This window comes from Proteobacteria bacterium CG1_02_64_396, from assembly GCA_001872725.1.
In the GTDB taxonomy this organism is placed as follows: Bacteria; Pseudomonadota; MNWR01; order CG1-02-64-396; family CG1-02-64-396; genus CG1-02-64-396.
On the sequence record MNWR01000076.1, the window covers coordinates 1 to 18113 of the forward strand.

Consider the following 18113-nt stretch of genomic DNA (forward strand, 5'->3'; position numbering starts at 1 on the left):
CGGGTAATCGGTCCAAATTCCCCCGGTTTTTCGTCACATAGCCACCACTATGATCCTCAAAACCGTGAAAATTTGGCCTCGATTCCCCACTCGGCTCGCTACGGACGCTCAAGCCCGACAGACTCCTAGACAAGCGCTGATTGATTAAGGAAACGTTGATTAAAGACCTCCTGCCTTGAATCGGCACGCTGCGCCAAAAAAGCCGCATCGAGACGTCTGGGTTTTTCAGCCTAACCCGGATTTTTCAGCAATGTGCTCAATGATCGCGTAGGAGCTTGTTCGCACTGAGGCGAGAAGCGCGGGCGGAACAATATTGATGAGAAATCCGGGCTAAGCCCCCTCCCGCAGCAATGCCACTGGCGGGGTGCGCAGGGCGTGACGGCTGCCCCATAGCCCCACCAGCACCGTCAGCGCCACCGCCATCACCCCCCCCAGCAGCAACACCCCCATGTCGGGCAGGTAGTCGACCCCCAGAATCGCCCGGCTTACCCCCCAGGCGGCCACCCCCGCCCCCGTACTTCCCAACCCCGCCGCTGCCAACCCGAGCAGGGTTAGGCGCAGCGCCGCAAGCGACACAATCCGCCGTCGTGAGGCGCCCAGGGTGCGTAGCAGCGCGGTCTCTCGGGCGGTGCGGGCATGTTCGGCGGCGACCACCGCCACCAGCACCGCCAGCGACGAAGCCAATGCAAACCCGGCCAGCAGGGTCGCCGCTCCGGTCAGCCGCCCGACCAACTCTTGCAGGGTGGTCGCCACCGCCGCCACGTCGATCAAGGTGACATTGGGGTACTGGGCCACCAGCTCTTGTTCGATGGCGGCCTCCTTGCCGGGGGGCAGGCGCAGGGCGGCGATGAAGGTGGCGGGGCGATCCTGTAAGGCGGGGGCCGAGAAGATGGCGAAGAAGTTGGTCCGCATCGTCCCCCAGTCGACCTTGCGGATAGAGGTGACCTCCCCCTGCACCGCAAAACCCTGGGCGTCGAAGGTGAGTTGGCTGCCGAGCTTGAGCCCCAAGGTCTGCGCCCACCCCTCCTCCACCGAGATCTCTTGAACCTCGCTTCCGGCCTGCCACCACCGCCCGGCAATCAGATCCTCCCGCAGGTCGGGGGCGTCGAGCCAAGTCAGGTTGGTCTCCCGCTCGGCCATGCGCTGCGCTCGATCGGAAGAAAAGCTCTGGGCATCGATCGGCTGGCCGTCGATGGCGGTGAGCCGCGCCCGCACCACCGGGCGCAGATCGGGATCCACCACCCCTTCGCGGCGCAGCAGGGCAGAGATTCCCGCGACCTGATCGGGCTGCGCGTCGACCAGAAAGCGGTCGGGGGCGTTGGGGGGGACCTGGGCCTCCAGATGGCGGACCAGATCGGCCCGGGTCAGGGTCAGCACCAGCACCGCCATCAATCCCAACGCCAGGCAGGCGACCGCCAGCACCGGACCGCTCCCCCCCCGCACCAGACTGCCCACCGCATGGGCGGTCCACACCCGGCGGATTGGGATGCGGGCGGCCAGATTGCGCATCAGCAAACCACCCCCGGCAAAGAAGAGGATCGCACCGCTTAAACCGGCCAGGGTTGGCCAGGCAAGCTCGGGGGATCCGGCTACCAGGGCGGTCAGCGCGGCGATCAGCAGCGTCGCAACACCGCTGGCAGCCCACACCGCCTTATCGCCTCGTTGATCGGTTGCTCCTTGGCGCAACACCTGCACCGGGGCGACCCGGCGTAGCTGGAGTAGGGGAGGAAGGGCGAAGGCGAGGGTCACGGTCAGCGCCGCCAGCACCCCCCAGAGGGCGGGAAGCAGGGTGGGTGGGGGAAGGTCGGTGGGGACCAGTCCGGCCAGCAACCAGGGAAGCGCCATTTGAATCGCATAGCCCAAGGCGGCGCCGAGCAGGCCGCCGATCAGCGCCACCCCCAGCGCCAGCCAGAGCTGCATTCCCAACACCACCGAGCCCGAGGCCCCCAGGCAGCGGAAGATGGCAGCGACCGGCACCTTGGCCCGTGCCTGACTGCCCGCCGCCACCGCCACCGCGCCGCCTGCGATGAGCAGCCCCGCCAGCGCCCCCAAACGCATAAAGTCGGCCGCCTGCTGCAAGATGCCTGCGGTCTGGCGCAGGCCATCTTTGGCGGTGGCGACATTGGCCCATTGCGGCACCTTCGGGGTGAGCGCCTGCACCAACCGGTTCGGCTCAGCACTGCGGTAGAGCAGGGTAAAACGGGCGACCGAACCGGGCTGAATCAACTTGGCGCGCTCCAAATCGGCCAGATTCATCAGCACCCGGGGTCCGAGGGCGAAGGCATCGGCAACCCGATCGGGCTCCTCGACCAGCACCCCCCCGACCTTCAAGGTCGCCCAGCCCACCTCGATGGGGTCGCCAACCGCAATACCCAGGTTATCGAGCAGCGCCCGCTGCACCCAGACCTGTCCTGAGGGGGGGATTGTGGGATCGCTGATGGCTTCCGCCCCGGCGACCGTCACCTTGCCGAGCAGGGGGTAGCCCTCCCCCGCCGCCTTGAGTTCGACCAGACGCAGACGGTCACCCGCCACCGCCATGGTGCGCAGTTCAACCACCGTGGTTTGGGGATGGAGTGCAGGCGGGAGGCTCTGCGCCAGGGGGCGCAGGTCGCGCCCCGCAGAGATGCGCACGTCGCCCCCCAGCAGTTGGGCCGAGCGCTGTTGCAGCGCCAGATCGACCCGCTCGGCAAACCCAGCCACGGCGGTTAGCGCCGCTACCCCCACCGTCACGGCGAGCATCATCACCCGCAAAGAGCGGCCGGGGCGGCGCAGTTCGCGCAGGGTTAATTTGAGGGGAAGGGGGAGGTTCATGGGGCCGTCCAAGGGGTGGTTTGCCCCCCCAAAAGGGGGTTAAAGATCGTGAAACCCTTGGGGAATCGTCTCTTTTTGCGTAGGTTTGGTCGGGATGTGCCTCTCGATCTCGATGGGGTCGCCCTGTTTGCGCACCACCTGCAAGATCTTGTCGACCGGAACGATTACCTCGCCGGTGTCGTATTCGTCGGCGTAATCCTTGTAGTGATCGCTCTCCTCCTCGTAGTAGCGGCAGTTCTCGACTTTGACGAAGCGGAAGTTCAGTCGCATGCCGGTCAGTTCGTCGTAGACCGACCGCTCCATCTGACCGGTGATGTAGCCGCTGTCGCTGCCCAATCCGGCAACCTCGACCTCGACCCAAATTTTCTCACCCGCCCAGGCGGTGGGAAGCAGGAACAGGGTCGCCAACCCCCACACCAGCCGCATCATCGTTTTGTTCATCTGGCCTCCTCGGCAGGTTCATCCCCGCCGCCGTTGCTTGTGTTCATGATCCAGAAGCTGTTTCCCACCCTAAGGAGACGCTGATTAAAGGCTCCCGCCTTTTTCAGCAGGGCTTCGGCGACTTAGGTCGCCTCCTACGACGGCGCTATTTTGGCAACCCATCCCTGGATCGCTCGGAAGCGCTATTCAATCAGCGCTTCCCTAAATCAAATCCTCTTCCCGTGCGGCAATGATCTGCACCAGCCGCTCCATCCGGGCGGTCAGTCGACCCCGTTTGGCCTCGGCCTCCACTTTTTCGTCCCCCTCCATCGATTTGAGCGCATCCTGCAGCGCCTCGATTTGCTCTTTGAGGGCATCGAGGCGCAGCTTGAGCCGCTCCACCGACTCGGCCTCCTCCGCCTTGTCGAAGATCATCGCCTCGAATCTGCCGGAGTTTTCCTCCTCGACCCCGTTCACCCGCCGGGGGATGAAGCGCCGTTCGGGGGTGATGGCCCGGGTATTCATAAAGGTGGGGGAGACGATCTCGACCCCCCCCTCATGCAGGGCATCGAGCATCTGAGTCCGCAACCGGGAGCGGGCCGAGAGCAGCCCCTTGATTTCGGTCAGCACCCCAGCCACCCGGTAGATCACCGAAAAATCGCCCAGCTCGATGACCTGAACGAAGGGCTCTTGCAGATCGGCCTGCTCGGCGGCTTGCAACAGCAGCGCCTCAATCCGGGCATGGGGGATGTCGTAGCCCAGCGACACCGTGGCCGACATAACCGTCCCCGAGGTGCGGATGACACTCACAGGATTGGTGGCCAACAAGATGTTGGGCAGGGTGGTCAGATCGCGGTCCTCGGTCTGGATCTCAACGTGAAACAGACCCCGTTCCGAAACCCGGCCGAAGTGCTCCCCCACCTTAATGAAGTCACCCATGCGAAAACCCCGCACCGCCCGCAACATCAACCCCGCCAGGGCGTTACCGATCAGGGTGGTCGAGGCCAGGGCGATGGCGGCCGAGAGGAGCAAGCCGATCAGACTCAGCAGCTGACCCCGCATGCTGTCGCCGAGGGGGAGCACCAGAATCATCATCAATAACCCAGCCAGCGAGATCGCCGAAAGGGTGAGCTGGCGTCGGGTTCGGTCGGCGCTCAGTCCATGGGTCGAGGTTTCGAACCAACGCCGGGTGAGCCAATAGGCGCCCATGATGAGGGCCAAAACCAGGGCCGAGGGGAATAATCCGGTCAGGTGTTCAACGGCCTGAGCGAGCGAGTCCATGGGGAGCTCCAGATGAACTTCTGCGTGAAATCCGATGGGCCATCCTACGCCGAGCCGGTGGAATTCCGATAGCGCGACCATCCGTTTGACACCCAACCCAACCTCGGGAAGATGGAATTGGCCTTTTGTACGCAGGATTTCGTCGTCACCCCCGCAAAGGAAATGGACCATGACCGCCGATGCCCAAGCCGTTGATCTCCCGCCCGCCATCACCCCCGGGCCGACCCCCGACACCCCCACCCGCGACCCGATCGATCCCATGACCCTGGCCAAGCAGGCGCCGGGGGTGATCCTGAGCCTGCTCGGGTGGTGGGGGGGGATCGCCCAAGGGCAGGGGGGGTGGATCCTCAACCTGATCTTCCTTGCCGGATTGGGGCTGCTGCTCTACCGGCTCACCCTGGTTGGAGCGCTGCTGCAAGGAGGCGGAGCGCCGATTCCCCGGCTTTGGTTCAGCCTGCTGCTCCCCTTCACCCCCTTCGCCCCACCCCCCAACGCCACGATCCCACCCACCCCGCCGAGCCGGTGGACTTGGCTGCACACCCCCTATCTGGCGCTGGGCCTCATGGCGCTGGGGGCGGCCCTGTGGCTGGGATGGTCGGGGGGGCTCTCGACCTGGCTGGGACATGCCTTTCTCGATCAATGGGATGCCCAGGCGCGCCAATACCTACACGACGGTCGCAATACCGCGTTGGCGATCTTGGCGGTTGGGGAGCTGCTGCACGGCCTGCTGTCGGTGATTGAACACTTCACCCTCACCGTGGCCCCAATGGGGATGGGGGTCGATATCTCGCTCGGTCAGGTGGTCGCCCCCATCGACGAGGTGTTGGTCCGCTTCAACGACATCATGCTCGCCGCCACCGCCTCGTTGTGGATTCAGCAGATCTTGCTGGCGCTGGCTTTGGAGGGGCTCTTTGCGGTGGTGTTGCCGGTGGCGGCGGGGGTGTGGCTGGTCTCCCTCTTCCCCTCGGCATCGAGCCTGTTCTTGCGCCAGTTGGCGATGAAGATGGTGATGGTGACGTTGTTTGTGCGGCTGGCGATCCCCGCCATCGCCCAGGTCGGGATGCTGGCCGACCACTACGTCTTGGTGCCGCAACAAGATCTGACCACCTCGACCATCACCACCCTGGCCCGGCAGGTCGATCAAGGATCGATGCAATTCGCCGAAGAGCTCAGCCACATGGACGAAACAAAGCCGCCCCAACCCAGGACGAAGGGGTGTGGTCGACCATCAGCCATTGGTGGGTCAAAAAACGGGATGCGGCGACCAGCAAGGTGCTCCAAGCCAAAGACATCGCGGCGGCCCAGATCGACCACGCCATCGCCAACACCAAAACGGCGGCCCAATCGCTCCAAGAGCGGCTCGACACCGCCTCGGCTTCGCTGAGCAAAGCGGCCTCGGCCTTCAGTCCCACCCACTTTTTCGATTGGGCCAAGAACAAGAAAAAAGAGCTGTGGCATCGGGTTCAAACCCAATACACCGACCTCAAGCTCAAGATGGAGCAGATCAAGCAGCGGGTGCTGCACCTGATCGCCATCACCTTAATCCAGGTGATCGTGCTGCCGCTGCTCACCCTGTGGCTGATGAAGGTGCTCTTCGCCTGGGTGGCGGGGCCTGAGCAATACGCCCGCTTCGAAGAGGGGTTGCTGCGGCGCAAGCAAGAGGTAGATCGGATGCGGAATCAGTTGTGGGGAGGGGGCGCAAACAAAGTGGGGGCTACAGGGTGATCGCGCTACGTCAAACGAATCCAAATTCGGACATTTTTCAGGACAAAATAGCGGACTTAGTCAATCTAAGTATTTGTCGCGATTAACAGATTGGCCCTATATTGACCGGACATCCATTGGGACAAAACCGAGGTTTTTTGCATGGCTGAGTTTTTCCGTCGGGTCGATACCCAGCGCTTCGGCCCCTTCGATCTACAGCTGGGGGTCGATGCCGCCGCCCTTGAAACCTTGCTGTTGCGGGTCGAAGACGCCCACGCCCGCTTTCGCAGCTCCCCCCTGGCCCAAGTGGCCACCCGCTTGGAGCGCGAGGTGGTCGTCAGCAGCATCTTCGGCACCAACAGCATTGAAGGGGCGGCTCTGAGCGAGGCGGAGACGGAGCAGGCCCTTTTGCTGGACCCCGAGCAAATCCAGGGGATCGAACAGCGGCGGGCGCTGAATCTCAAAGCCGCCTATACCTACGCCCAAGAACAGGCGGCGCAACCGACATGGCAACCCGATGCCGCCTTTGTTGGCCATGTTCACGCCCTCATCACCGACCAACTCCCCCACGAACACAATCGCCCAGGCCTACTGCGTAACAATCCCAAGGAGGTTGCGACCTATGTGGGGGATGCCACGCATGGGGGACGCTACAAGCCCCCTCAATACGGCGGCGACGTTCGGCTTCTGCTCGATGCCTTGATGGTTTGGCAACGGGAACTGGCCGAGGCGGGGGTTTCGGTACTGCTGCGCGCCCCCCTCACCCACCTCTATTTCGAGTTGATTCACCCCTTCTGGGACGGCAACGGTCGGGTGGGGCGGGTGTTGGAGGCGACCTTGCTGCATACGGCGGGCTACCGCTACGCCCCCTTTGCTCAAGCCCGCTACTACTACGATCAAATCGACCGTTATTTCGCCCTGTTCAACCAATGTCGCAAACAATCGGCTGCCAAGAATCCGGCCCCCAACACCCCCTTCGTCCATTTTTTTTTAGAGGGGATGCTCGTCGGCATCAATGCCCTGCATGACCGGGTCAATCGCCTGATCCATGTGCTGCTTTTCGAAAACGATCTCAAAAGGCTACGTGACGACAAAACCCTCAATGCCCGGCAGTACGCGATTGCCACCCAAGTTTTGGAGGCCGGAGCCCCCATTCCCCTGGGGGAGTTGCGGAAAAAACCTTGGTATTTGGCCCTCTACCCCAAACTGACCGACAAAACCAAACAACGCGACCTGGGACAGCTAAGGGGGCTGGGGCTGATCGTCGTGGCCGCCGATAACCGGGTGTGGCCCGGCTGCTTCAACCCCGAATAGCCCCGACCCCCCCTATTCCACCACCCGCACCGGGAACGGCTTGCTCGCCTCCCCCGCATAGAGGCTGCGGTGGGGGAAGGGGATCTCAATCCCGGCGGCGTCGAAGGCGATCTTGATCTCTTGGTAGATGGTGTTGCGCAGGTCGAGGTACCGCTCCCGGGTGGCCCAAACCGAAAACTGAATGTCGAGGGAGGAGTCGCCGAATCCCTGAAAGATGTAGAGCGGTTTGGGCTCCTCAAGACACAGGGGATTGCGCTGCGCAACCTGCTCCAAAATCGCCCGCACCTTGTCTAGATCCTCTTTATAGGCGACCCCCACCTTCACATCGAGGCGGCGGATCGGGAACTGGGTCAGGTTGGTCACCTCGCTCTTGATCAAGGTCTCGTTGGGAATGCGCACGTAAAGGTTGTCGAAGGTGCGCAATTTGACCGAGAGCAGGTCGATGGCCAGCACCTCGCCGGTGGTCTCCCCCACTTTAATGACATCCCCCACCCCGAAGGGCTTTTCCCCCAGCAAAAACAGGCCGCTGATGAGGTTTGAGGCCGAGGTCTGGGAGGCAAAACCGATGGCGACCGTCAAGATCCCCGCCGCCCCCAGCAGCACGTCAAGGCTGAACCCCAGCTCCCGCAACGCCGAGATCAGGAACAGCAGCAGCACCAGGTAATAGCTGCCCTTGCGCAGCAACATGGCGTGGTGGGTGGTGAATTTCTTGCCGAACGCACGGTCGAGGGTGGCGCTCACCCCGCGGGCAATCAGCCACCCAGACACGATCAGCAACGCCGCCCGCATCATGGTCATCGCCTGCTCGCCTTGCAGGGCGGCGGCGAGTTCTTGCCAGAATTCCATGGTTGCCTCCTACCCAAATAGGGCCGAAAAAGCTCGGGCCAGAATCCGATGTCCCGCCTCATGCCGTGGAGGAGCGACGCGCTCGGCCTGCCCCGCATGTTGGGGGGGGCCCTTGCCGATGTGCAGGCTGGCCATATCACCGTCCCCCTCCCGCACCAGGGTCAGCCCCTCACTCCATAGCCGTCCCTGCTGGTCGGCAAAAAGCGACAGCAACGGTACCGGCAGGTTGATCCGCTCCAGCAGCATCTCCTGCCTGGATTCGTTGCGTACCAAGGTGGGGATGGTGGCCCGCTCGGGGGGGTGGGGGGGTGGGTCGAGGGCCAGGGTCGCCCGGGTTCGCCCGGCGTAGCAAACCTCCCCCTCCAGGGTCGAGGGGCCGAACCAGGTGTCGGAGGGGCGGACGATGGGCAGATCTTTGAGCAAGCGGCCCTCCTCCCCGACCTCAAACGCGACCCACAGCGGCGAGCTAATGAAAACGACCACCTGCTCCCCCGCCGGGATGTGCAACGGCGTAATGGGGCGGCTGACCACGGGTCGGTCGGCCAAACGGGGGCGCAGGGTTAAACGCTTGGGGGTATGAGAAAAGACAAACCGCTCAAGGTTGGCCTCGGTTTCACTGCCATGATCGACGACTGCAAGCTCGGCCTTTGCGACCCCATCCTCAAAGGTGTCGTCCCGATTCCAGGCGATGCGCCACTCGTGGGGGTTGCGTTGAGCGGTCAGATCAAGGGGGCCGATGCGTAGGTGTAGATGCCCCCCCTCGGGCACGGCATGACTTCCCCACCAGCGCGCCGCGACGGGTAAGGGGTGGTCGGGTGGCACCACCACCTCCTGGGGCGACGCCTCGCTGGGTTCGAGAGGGGATGCGGGCTTCTCGGACTCGCTCCAGCGGTTCCACCAATGGGGGGGCTTTGGGGTCGGGCTCATGGTTGGCCTCCTTTGCGGGTCACCTTGAGGGTGGCAAGGGTGGCAGAAGGTTTCAAGGGGGAGGGTTGCCTCCCCTATCGAGCAAACGTTCAAGTAGGGGGGCGATCAGGGTCAACCCAAGACGACTCAGGTGGTTGTCATCGCGGTAGAGAGGCTCCCCCCCTTGTTCAACCGGACAGATCTCGCCGGGGCAGAGGAGCGGCGTCGGATCGACAAGGTGGACCGGGAAACGGCTCGACAACGTCTGCAACCCTTGAAAGAGCGGCTCCTGTCGCTCCAGATGTTCGAAATGGGTGGGGCCTGAGGGTAGGTCGCCGCCCCAGCTCTCGGCCCGGGCCATCAACCGGGGCACATCGAAGCCGGGATCGGGATTGTCGGCCAGCCAGATGACCTCGGCGCCGTGCTCGGTGAAAAACCTTGCGGTCTGCTCCAGCCCATTCTGAAAGAGGCGGGGGTTGTCGGCGGTGTCGGCGCCCGGCACCAAAGGGCTGGGGCGCAGGGGGGCTTCCCGGTAACGGGTCGGTTCTGTGTAAAAACCCCAATGGGCGGTTAGAACCACCCTCTGGATGGAGGGGGTGGCTCTGATCCAATCGGCCACCTTTCGGTTGAAAGCCAAACATCTAGCCCCGTCGCTACCTTCGCTGGATCCGGTCCCCAACAGGGGGGCACACCCCGACATCTCCAGAATGGTGAGGCCATGGATGAGGGGATCGGGCAAAGCCTCGAAGGGAGCCAGAAGATTGCCCGCGTGGGAGTCGCCCCACACCACGATACGTGGAGGCTCCTCCTCCCCACCGAAGGCGATACGGCTCCCGGCGCCGAAGGCTTCGTACTTGAACTTGGGGGCGGGAGAGCTCTGCTGGCGATGCTTCGCCCCCCAAAAAGCCCTGGCTTCGGGAAAAAGCTTCCGTACATAACCCCTCCACGGCGTTGGCGGCAGGGCCTCGTGTTGCAGGTCGATCACCCGCTGGGTCACCCGTTGGGGGAATCCCCCCCCCACCTCGACCGAAACGGCAACCGCTACCAGCAAAGCTGCCGCCCCTGCGGCGAAGCCCAGCAGGACGCGGCGGGTTAGCACGCCGCTCTTGCCCCGGAAGGGGCGCTCGACCCAGCGCCAGGTCGCGGCGGCTAACACAAACGCGGCGACCAGGATCGCCGCCTGCTGCCCCACCCCCGGCGGTTGCAGGGTGACGTAGCGGGTGAAGACAAGCAGGGGCCAGTGCCACAAATACAGGGAATAGGAGATCAGGCCAACGAAAACCAGGGGGCGCCACGACAGCGCCCGACCACCCCGATACCCCCCCCCGCCCCGGCGTGAAGGATCAACCCCGCCCCCACCACCGGAACGAGCGCCCGCCAACCGGGAAAGGGGGTCAGATCGTCGAGCAAAAAGACCGAACCGAGAATGAGCACAAGCCCCACGCCCCCGACCCAATCGCGCTGGGTTTTGCCTTCCAAGGCTGGGAGCGCACCCAGCGCCAACAATGCTCCAACCAAAAACTCCCAGGCCCGGAACACCGGCAGATAGAAGGCCCCCTTGGGCCACCCCCCCACCACCCACATCCCCAAGCCGAAACTGGCCAGCGCCAAGATCCCCAACCCAAATCGCACCCCCCCCTTGGCGTAGCGTAGAAGCAACCATAACAGGAGGGGAAAAACCAAATAGAACTGCTCTTCGAGCGACAGCGACCAGATGTGCAGCAGCGGCTTGGTCAGACTGGGGCCAGCGAAATAGCCGAATCCCTCCAAGAACCGAATGTTGACCAACCCCAAAGCAGACGCCGCCAGGGAGCGCCCGAATTCGATCAGGTCGTAGGGAAGCAGCAACACCGAGGCGGCAACGGCGCTGACGATAAGGACCAAAATCAGCGCTGGGACGATGCGTCGCACCCGCCGCTCGAAAAAGGCCGGAAATGAAAACCGCCCCTCGACCATCTCGCGGTGGATGATCGCGGTAATCAAATAGCCCGAGATGACGAAGAAGATGTCGACCCCGACAAAGCCCCCCCCGAACCCCGCGACCCCCAGGTGAAACAGCATCACCGGCAGGATCGCCAAGGCCCGCAGGCCGTCGATGTCGGGGCGGTGGGGGAAAGGAGCGGTCATGGACAAGCTCTACCGCGCCACCCCCTTCGCCGTCGAATAGACATGCTTGTAGGCCTGATCGGGGTGGATCTGCTTCCAGGCGTCGGTCACCGCCAGCGCCGCCTCGGCGAACCCCGCCAAAATCAGCTTGAGTTTGCCGGGGTAGCTGGCCATATCGCCAATGACGTAAAGCAAGGGTTGATCGGTCGCCATGGTGGTGGGGTGGACGTCGATCCCCCCCTTCCCCGCACCGATCCCCCACCCCTCGATGGGGCCGAGGCTCTTTTCAAACCCGAGCATGGGAATCAAGGCGTCGGCCTCGATGGCGACCCGCTCCTTGGGGTTCCCGATCATCACCGTCAAAACGTCACAGCAACCTTCGAGCGCCTTGATCTCGAAGGGGGTATGAATCTGCACCTTTCCCTCGGCGGCGAGCCGCTCCATTTTGCCGATGGAGGCGGGGTGGGCGGCGAAGCTGGCGCGGCGGTGGACCACGTGGGTCTGCGCCGCAATGCCCGAGAGCATCACCGTCCAATCGACCGCCGAATCGCCCCCCCCAAGAATCACCACCCGTTTGCCCTCGAACGAGGTGGGATCGGCGATGCGGTAGTGCACCGCCCCCCCCTCCTCGAAGGCGGCCAGCCCCTCGACCACCGGACGGCGGGGCGAAAAGGCCCCTACCCCGGCGGCGATGACGACTGCGCGGGCATGCACCAGGGTGGTGCCGTTGCCGACCCGCCAGAGCCGATCTTCCCCCCGCTCCAACCGTTCAACCTGCTGCCCCAGGCACCACAGGGGATTGAAGGGACGTACCTGCTCCACCAGCCGGGCTGCCAGCTCCTTGGCCAGGATCGAGGGGAACCCAGGGATGTCGTAGATCGGCTTTTCGGGGTAGAGCGCCGTGAGCTGACCGCCGGGACGGGGCAGGGCGTCGAAGATGGCGGCGCTCATTTCGTGCAGCCCCGCCTCGAAGGCGGCAAATAGGCCGCTGGGTCCGGCGCCGATGATGGCCAGATCGACCGTGGTTTCTTGGCAAGGGCTTGAAGAGGCAAGGTCCGTCATGGCAACTCCTGAACAATCACGGTTTTGGATCAATGGGGATTGCAAACCACAACAAGATAACCTGGGGCGGGGGTGATCGGGTGGGATCGGGGCAAACCCAGCCGCCCCCCTACCGCGTCACGTCGGGCAGGTTGGCCCCCCCCGGTCAGACGATGGGGAGGGCGCATTGCTTCCAGCGGAGGAAGGGACACCGGGCGGCACGCCGGGGCGAGAATCGCGGGGTGGTTCCTGTTCATGGGCACCTCGAAAACCCTTCGAGGTTGCGCCGCCCCCCCAGGGAGCGCTGATTGAATCGCCGCTTCCTGGAGGAAACGCTAAAAAAGGCCTCCTGCCTTTTTCAACGGCGCTTCGGCGACGGGGTCGCCTCCTACGACAGTGGCCATTTTGGCGGCCGTCCTTGGGCTGCTCGCAAGCGCTTCATAAATCAGCGCTCCTTAGCCTACGAAAGGCTCGCGCACCGGCACCCCGTGGGCCGCCAGGTATTTCTTGGCCTCGGGGATCGTGTGCTGCCTAAAGTGAAAGATCGAGGCGGCCAATACTGCGTCGGCTCCCCCCTCGATCAATCCCTCGCGCAGGTGCTCCAGCCCCCCGACCCCCCCCGAGGCGATCACCGGCACCCCGACGTGGTCGACCACGGCGCGGGTCAGGGCTATGTCGTAACCGGCGCGGGTGCCGTCCCGGTCCATCGAGGTGAGCAGGATCTCCCCCGCCCCCAGGTCGGCCATGCGGGCGCACCAGGCGACCGCGTCGATGCCGGTGGGGGTGCGCCCGCCGTGGATGTAGACCTCCCAGCCGTTGCCGTCGGCTTTTCGTTTGGCATCGACCGCCACCACGATGCACTGCGCCCCGAAGGCCTGGGCGCCTCGGTAGACCAGGTCGGGATTGTTCACCGCAGCGGTGTTGATCCCGACCTTGTCGGCCCCGGCCCGCAACAGCTCGCGGATGTCCTCCACCGAGCGGACCCCTCCCCCCACGGTCAGCGGCATGAAGACCTGCTCGGCGGTGCGGGTGACCACGTCGAGCAGGGTGCCGCGCCGCTCATGGCTGGCGGTGATGTCGAGAAAGGTGAGCTCGTCGGCCCCCTCCAGGTCGTAGCGCTTGGCCGCTTCGACCGGATCACCGGCGTCGATCAACCCCTCGAACTGGACCCCTTTAACCACCCGTCCGTCTTTGACGTCGAGGCAGGGAATGATCCGTTTCTTGAGCATGGTGGCCTTTCGGTGTGTTCTGGGAGGGATGTTGGAGTGATTTCCCTGGAACGGCTCGTCCCTCGACAGGCTCGGGATGAGCGGAGGTTAAAAACCCCGCTCACCCTGAGTCCCACGAAGAGCCTTACCCCTTGGTCAGCGCAATCGCCTGGGCCAAATCGACCTTACCTTCGTAAATCGCCTTACCGACGATCACCCCTTCGATCCCCTCGTCGGCGACCGCCAGCAGCGCCCTGATGTCGTCGAGGCAGGAGACCCCCCCCGAGGCGATCACCGGAATGGTGAGGGCGCGTGCCATCTCGACGATCTGCTCGATGTTCGGCCCTTGCAGCATGCCGTCACGGGCGATGTCGGTGTAGATGATGGCGGCGGCGTCCATGTCCTCCATGTGGCGGGCCAGGTCGATCGCCTTGGTTTTGGTGACATCCTTCCAGCCGTTGATCGCCACCATGCCGTTCATGGCGTCGATGCCGACGATGATCTTGCCGGGGTAGGCGGTGGTCGCCTCGCGCACGATCTGGGGCCGCTTCTGGGCCACGGTGCCGAGGATGAGCTGATCGACCCCCGCCTCGATCCAAGCGTCGACCCCGTCCATGTCACGGATCCCCCCCCCGAGCTCGATGACGCCAGGGTAGGCGGCCCGGATGGCGGCAACCGCCTGGGGGTTGAGCGACTTGCCCTTGAAGGCGCCGTCCAGATCGACCACATGGAGCTTGTCGGCACCGGCAGCGGCGAAGCGACGGGCGGGGGCCGCCGGGTCGTCGTCGTAGACGGTGTCTTGCTCCATTCGGCCTTGCACCAGGCGTACACAACGCCCTGCTTTAAGGTCGATGGCGGGGATGATCTGCATGGTGTTCAAGCCTCCTCGGCAAGGGGGGTTGGGGTAACAACATCAAGGGTTGGGGTAACAACATCGAAAACGGGGGTGATCCCCTTCTTACGCATGGTGGTTTCGAGCCACAACTCGTGGGCCTGCTCCTCGTCCGGGGTCGGCTGCCGAACCAAATCGTTGCCTTTAACCCGGACAATCACCCGCTTGCTTTCATCCTCTAGGCCATCGGCGACGTAATCGGCAAACAGGATCGCCCGTTTGCGCCGCCCGATCAGGTGCAAAAACACCTCGGCGAGCAACTCTGAGTCGAGCAGCGCCCCGTGCTGGGTGCGGCGGGAGCGGTCGACCTCGAAGCGGTCGCACAGGGCGTCCAAGGTGTTGGATCGGGTCGGGAATTTCTTGCGGGCCAGCAGCAGGGTATCGATCACCCGCAGCCCCTCGGAAAACGGGGGGCGGTTCAAAAACCGGGTGAATTCATGATCGAGAAAGCCGACGTCGAAGGCGGCGTTGTGAATCACCAAGGGGCTGTCGCCGATGAAGGCGAGCAGCTCGTCGGCCACCTTGTCGATCTTCGGCTCGTTCCTCACATCGTCGTCGGTGATGCCATGGACGTTGGTCGAGGCGGGGGGGATGGGGCGACCGGGGTTGATGAGACGGCGAAAGTTAACCCCGGTGACCTTGTTGCCGATCACCTCGACCGCGCCGATCTCGATCACCCGATCCCCCTGGTCGTAACGTAGACCGGTGGTTTCGGTGTCGAGGGCGACCACCCGTTCGGGGATCTCTTCTTCCAGATCGATTTCGGACATGGTTTTTTAGTGGTCTGCGATCACGTAACCGATAAAACCGACATAACAGAGCAGCGGAAAGAGCAGCACCACCGGGGTCAACACCCGCTGATTGATGAAGAGCCACGCCGCCGCCGCCAAGGTCAACCCGGCGGCGACCAGTACATCGGTGGTCGCCTGCCAGCCGGTCAAGGCGATGCCGATGGCGGGAAGCAGCGAACCCTGAAAGACCATGGCGCCGCTGATGTTGCCAAAGGCGAGCGTATCTTTGCCGCGCCGGACCCACAGCACCGAATTGACCTTCTCGGGCAGCTCGGTGGCAATGGGGATGATGAGCAGGGAGAGGATCAGCGGCGACATGCCGATCACCCCGCTCAACCCCGAAACCCCGTCGACGAAGAGGTGGGCCCCGGCGAGCAACCCACCCAGCGCCACCAGCAGTTGCAACCCGGTCACCAGATTGCCGTCCCCCAACCCCAGCTTCGAGGCCATCAAGGGGTGCTCCGCCTCGGTCTCGTGCCCCATCTCGACCAACTGCGCCGAGGCAGCAAAGGTCTGCACCAGATAGACGACGTAGAGCACCGGCAACGCAAAAGCAACCGCCCAGCGCAGCGGATTGCCCGGCTCCAACAACGAAGCGCCCACCGCAGGGACAAAGGCTAAAAAGAAGAAGATCAGATCGCGGCGCAAGCCGGTCGGTTCGGGGTGAAAATCGCCCCGCCAACCCCGGCTCTTGTAGGTCGCCAGCGCCAACAACCCCAGGGCAACGGTCGCCAACATGAAGGGGGCGCCCAAAATGGCGCCGATGCCGATCGCCTCGTTGACCTCTGCGGCGGCCCCCCCCGCCAAAATCGCGTAGAGGGGGACGATGGTTTCGGGCATGGCGGTGCCGACGGCGGCAAAAACCGACCCGGTCACCCCCTCGGAAAGCCCCATCCGGTCGCCCATATGTTCGAGCGCGTTGGTGAAGAGTTCGGCCATCGCCAAAATCAGCACCAGGGCCGCCAGCAGCAGCCCAACATCCCCCATCACTTCCGACGTCATGATTGATTGCTCCCCAACAGCTCGATGCGTAAACGTTTTTTTCCCCCCAGGGTGGTTTCGGCCTGAATTCGCACCGGGGTGGCAACCTCGCGCCCCGCCTCCCCCTTGATGGGCAGCTGTGTCTCCAGCCAGTCGGAGGAACCCAGCAACACCGTCGCCGCCTGCCACAAGGTGGCGGGAATCGTCTTTTCGATGCTGGAGGGGAGCCCCTTCCAACCGAGCAGCCCCCGGGCCGCCTGATTGGCGTCGATCACCGCCCCACCCCGCCACTCGACCCACAGCGCGGGATGGCCCACCGCATCGGGGGCCAGGGTGGCACCGTTGCCGATCTGGGCGCCGAAAACCAACCCGAGCAGATGGGAGAGGTTGAACATCCCCTTGAGCCGCCCCAGGTCGTCGATCACCGCCAGGCGACGGTGGCCGCTGCCCAGGAATTGATCGAGCGCCGCCTTAACCGGCTCGGTGTCGTGAATCTGCGTAACCGGCTGGGACATGATCGCTTGGGCAGGCACATTAAGGTGTCCCTGTTTGGCCAGCAGCCGGACCAAATCCCGCTCGGTCACCAACCCATGAGGGCGCCCCTGGGCGTCGACCATGAAGACGCAGCCGCTGCGCAGTCGCAGCAGGTCGCCCAGCAGATCGCGGCACGTGGCGTCGAGGGGAGCGGTGGCGATGTCGGTGCGCATCAGGCTGGCGACCCGCTCTTTGTCGATCAGGTGGTTGCCCGCAAACTCGCCGAACAGCTCCTTTTCGGTGATGCCGCCGACCAGGTAGCCGTCCCGGTCGATGACCGGAAAACGGCGTAGCCGCCGGGTGGTGTACTGGTGCACCACCTCGGCCAGGGAGTCGTCGACCGTCACCACCTTGGGGGTGGGGAGGTCGAGGTCGGCCAAACGGGTGGTGGCCAGATCACTCCCCTTGGCGTAGAGGCCAAGCAAATCGTAATCGACGATCAACCCCACCGGGCGTTGGTTGTCGACCACCACCGCCATGCCGATGCGGGTTCCGGCGATCTCTTGAATCACCGAGGCCAGCGTCGCCTCGCGGGTGACCGAGGTCAGTCGGCTGTCCATCACCTCGTAGACCTGCTTGTGGTTCATCAATGGACTGCTCCGCTTAAGTTCAAGAGGGATCGCGAGGGGTCAACCCCGGCCCATCCCCAAAAAGTTGTGGATCAACCGCTGCCCCGCCCCCTGGCTTTTTTCGGGGTGGAACTGCACCGCCATGACGTTATCGCGGGCCAGCGCCGCACAATAAGGGCCGGTGTAGTCGCAGGTGGCGATGACGTCGGCGGCATCGGTGGGGCGGCAATAAAAGGAGTGCACGAAGTAAAAATCGGTCCCCGAGGGGATCCCGGCAAACAGGGGATGCCCCTTCCCCTGCCAGTGGATCGAATTCCAGCCCATGTGGGGGATTTTCAGCAGGGTCGACTCGTCAGGCAGCTCGTTCACCGGGAAGGGAAGCACCTCGCCGGGAAGGATCCCCAGCCCCTGGGTCACCCCGAACTCAAACGAGCGCTCCAGCAACAGCTGCATCCCCAGACAGATCCCCAAAAAGGGTTTGCCGCTGGCAATGAACGCGGCGACCGGATCCTGCAACCCGGTGGCGACGAAGGTCTCCATGCAATCTTTGTAGGCCCCCACCCCCGGCAGCACCACGTGGCTCGCCCTTTTCAGTTCGTCTGCGGTTTTGGCCAGGTGGACCGTCGCTCCGGCCGCCTCGAAGGCGCGCACGACCGAGTGCAGGTTGCCTCGGTCGTAATCGATGACCGCCACAATCGGCTTGGAAGAA

The 18113-nt window shown here is 64.0% G+C and carries 17 protein-coding genes; 3 read left to right on the plus strand and 14 right to left on the minus strand.

Translation table 11 applies throughout. The annotated features are described in order from the left end of the window. Nucleotides 1-330: 330 nt before the first annotated feature. The 3 genes from AUJ55_08955 to AUJ55_08965 form a co-directional block, all read right to left on the minus strand. The gene (locus tag AUJ55_08955) at nt 331-2811 is read right to left on the minus strand and encodes a hypothetical protein (GenBank protein ID OIO56121.1); all 2481 of its coding nucleotides are present in this window, start codon (nt 2809-2811) and stop codon (nt 331-333) included. Between the two features lie 39 nt (nt 2812-2850). Beyond that, complete coding sequence (locus tag AUJ55_08960; GenBank protein ID OIO56122.1) at nt 2851-3252, minus strand: hypothetical protein; 402 nt, start codon at nt 3250-3252, stop codon at nt 2851-2853. A gap of 201 nt (nt 3253-3453) precedes the next feature. Then, a complete protein-coding gene (locus AUJ55_08965) occupies nt 3454-4512 on the minus strand; it encodes a hypothetical protein (GenBank protein OIO56156.1) in 1059 nt (352 codons plus the stop codon). A 169-nt stretch (nt 4513-4681) separates the two neighbouring features. Here AUJ55_08965 and AUJ55_08970 point away from each other — a divergent pair, with 169 nt between their 5' ends. The 3 genes from AUJ55_08970 (at nt 4682) to AUJ55_08980 (ending at nt 7530) form a co-directional block, all read left to right on the plus strand. Beyond that, nucleotides 4682-5896: a hypothetical protein gene (locus AUJ55_08970; GenBank protein ID OIO56123.1), complete on the plus strand. Its 1215-nt coding sequence runs from the start codon at nt 4682-4684 to the stop codon at nt 5894-5896. Continuing rightward, entirely contained in the window at nt 5785-6237 is a 453-nt protein-coding gene (locus tag AUJ55_08975; protein ID OIO56124.1) for a hypothetical protein, read from the plus strand. The genes AUJ55_08970 and AUJ55_08975 overlap by 112 nt, the downstream gene beginning before the upstream one ends. Before the next feature lie 141 nt (nt 6238-6378). Further along, nucleotides 6379-7530 carry a cell filamentation protein Fic gene (locus tag AUJ55_08980; protein ID OIO56125.1) on the plus strand — a complete coding sequence of 384 codons (1152 nt, stop codon included), beginning with the start codon at nt 6379-6381 and terminating at the stop codon, nt 7528-7530. Between the two features lie 12 nt (nt 7531-7542). Here AUJ55_08980 and AUJ55_08985 read toward each other — a convergent pair whose 3' ends face one another. The 11 genes from AUJ55_08985 to AUJ55_09035 all read right to left on the minus strand — a co-directional run bounded on the left by AUJ55_08985 (nt 7543) and on the right by AUJ55_09035 (nt 18100). Continuing rightward, entirely contained in the window at nt 7543-8376 is an 834-nt protein-coding gene (locus AUJ55_08985; protein OIO56126.1) for a mechanosensitive ion channel protein, read from the minus strand. Nucleotides 8377-8385: 9 nt separating this feature from the next. Beyond that, nucleotides 8386-9198 carry a hypothetical protein gene (locus AUJ55_08990; protein OIO56157.1) on the minus strand — a complete coding sequence of 271 codons (813 nt, stop codon included), beginning with the start codon at nt 9196-9198 and terminating at the stop codon, nt 8386-8388. A 157-nt stretch (nt 9199-9355) separates the two neighbouring features. Next, a complete protein-coding gene (locus AUJ55_08995; GenBank protein ID OIO56127.1) occupies nt 9356-10531 on the minus strand; it encodes a hypothetical protein in 1176 nt (391 codons plus the stop codon). A 17-nt stretch (nt 10532-10548) separates the two neighbouring features. Beyond that, entirely contained in the window at nt 10549-11409 is an 861-nt protein-coding gene (locus tag AUJ55_09000) for a hypothetical protein (GenBank protein OIO56128.1), read from the minus strand. Between the two features lie 9 nt (nt 11410-11418). Next, nucleotides 11419-12450, minus strand: a complete 1032-nt coding sequence (locus tag AUJ55_09005) for a hypothetical protein (GenBank protein ID OIO56129.1) — start codon at nt 12448-12450, stop codon at nt 11419-11421. Nucleotides 12451-12884: 434 nt separating this feature from the next. Then, nucleotides 12885-13658: an imidazole glycerol phosphate synthase subunit HisF gene (locus AUJ55_09010; GenBank protein OIO56130.1), complete on the minus strand. Its 774-nt coding sequence runs from the start codon at nt 13656-13658 to the stop codon at nt 12885-12887. Nucleotides 13659-13782: 124 nt separating this feature from the next. Next, nucleotides 13783-14508 carry a 1-(5-phosphoribosyl)-5-[(5-phosphoribosylamino)methylideneamino]imidazole-4-carboxamide isomerase gene (locus AUJ55_09015; GenBank protein OIO56131.1) on the minus strand — a complete coding sequence of 242 codons (726 nt, stop codon included), beginning with the start codon at nt 14506-14508 and terminating at the stop codon, nt 13783-13785. A 5-nt stretch (nt 14509-14513) separates the two neighbouring features. After that, nucleotides 14514-15299: a DNA polymerase III subunit epsilon gene (locus AUJ55_09020; GenBank protein OIO56132.1), complete on the minus strand. Its 786-nt coding sequence runs from the start codon at nt 15297-15299 to the stop codon at nt 14514-14516. Nucleotides 15300-15305: 6 nt separating this feature from the next. Continuing rightward, entirely contained in the window at nt 15306-16307 is a 1002-nt protein-coding gene (locus tag AUJ55_09025; GenBank protein OIO56158.1) for a sodium:proton exchanger, read from the minus strand. Nucleotides 16308-16318: 11 nt separating this feature from the next. Then, on the minus strand, nt 16319-17422 hold the full coding sequence (locus AUJ55_09030; protein OIO56133.1) for a hypothetical protein: 1104 nt from the start codon (nt 17420-17422) through the stop codon (nt 16319-16321). Between the two features lie 42 nt (nt 17423-17464). After that, complete coding sequence (locus tag AUJ55_09035; protein OIO56159.1) at nt 17465-18100, minus strand: imidazole glycerol phosphate synthase subunit HisH; 636 nt, start codon at nt 18098-18100, stop codon at nt 17465-17467. Nucleotides 18101-18113: the final 13 nt, after the last annotated feature.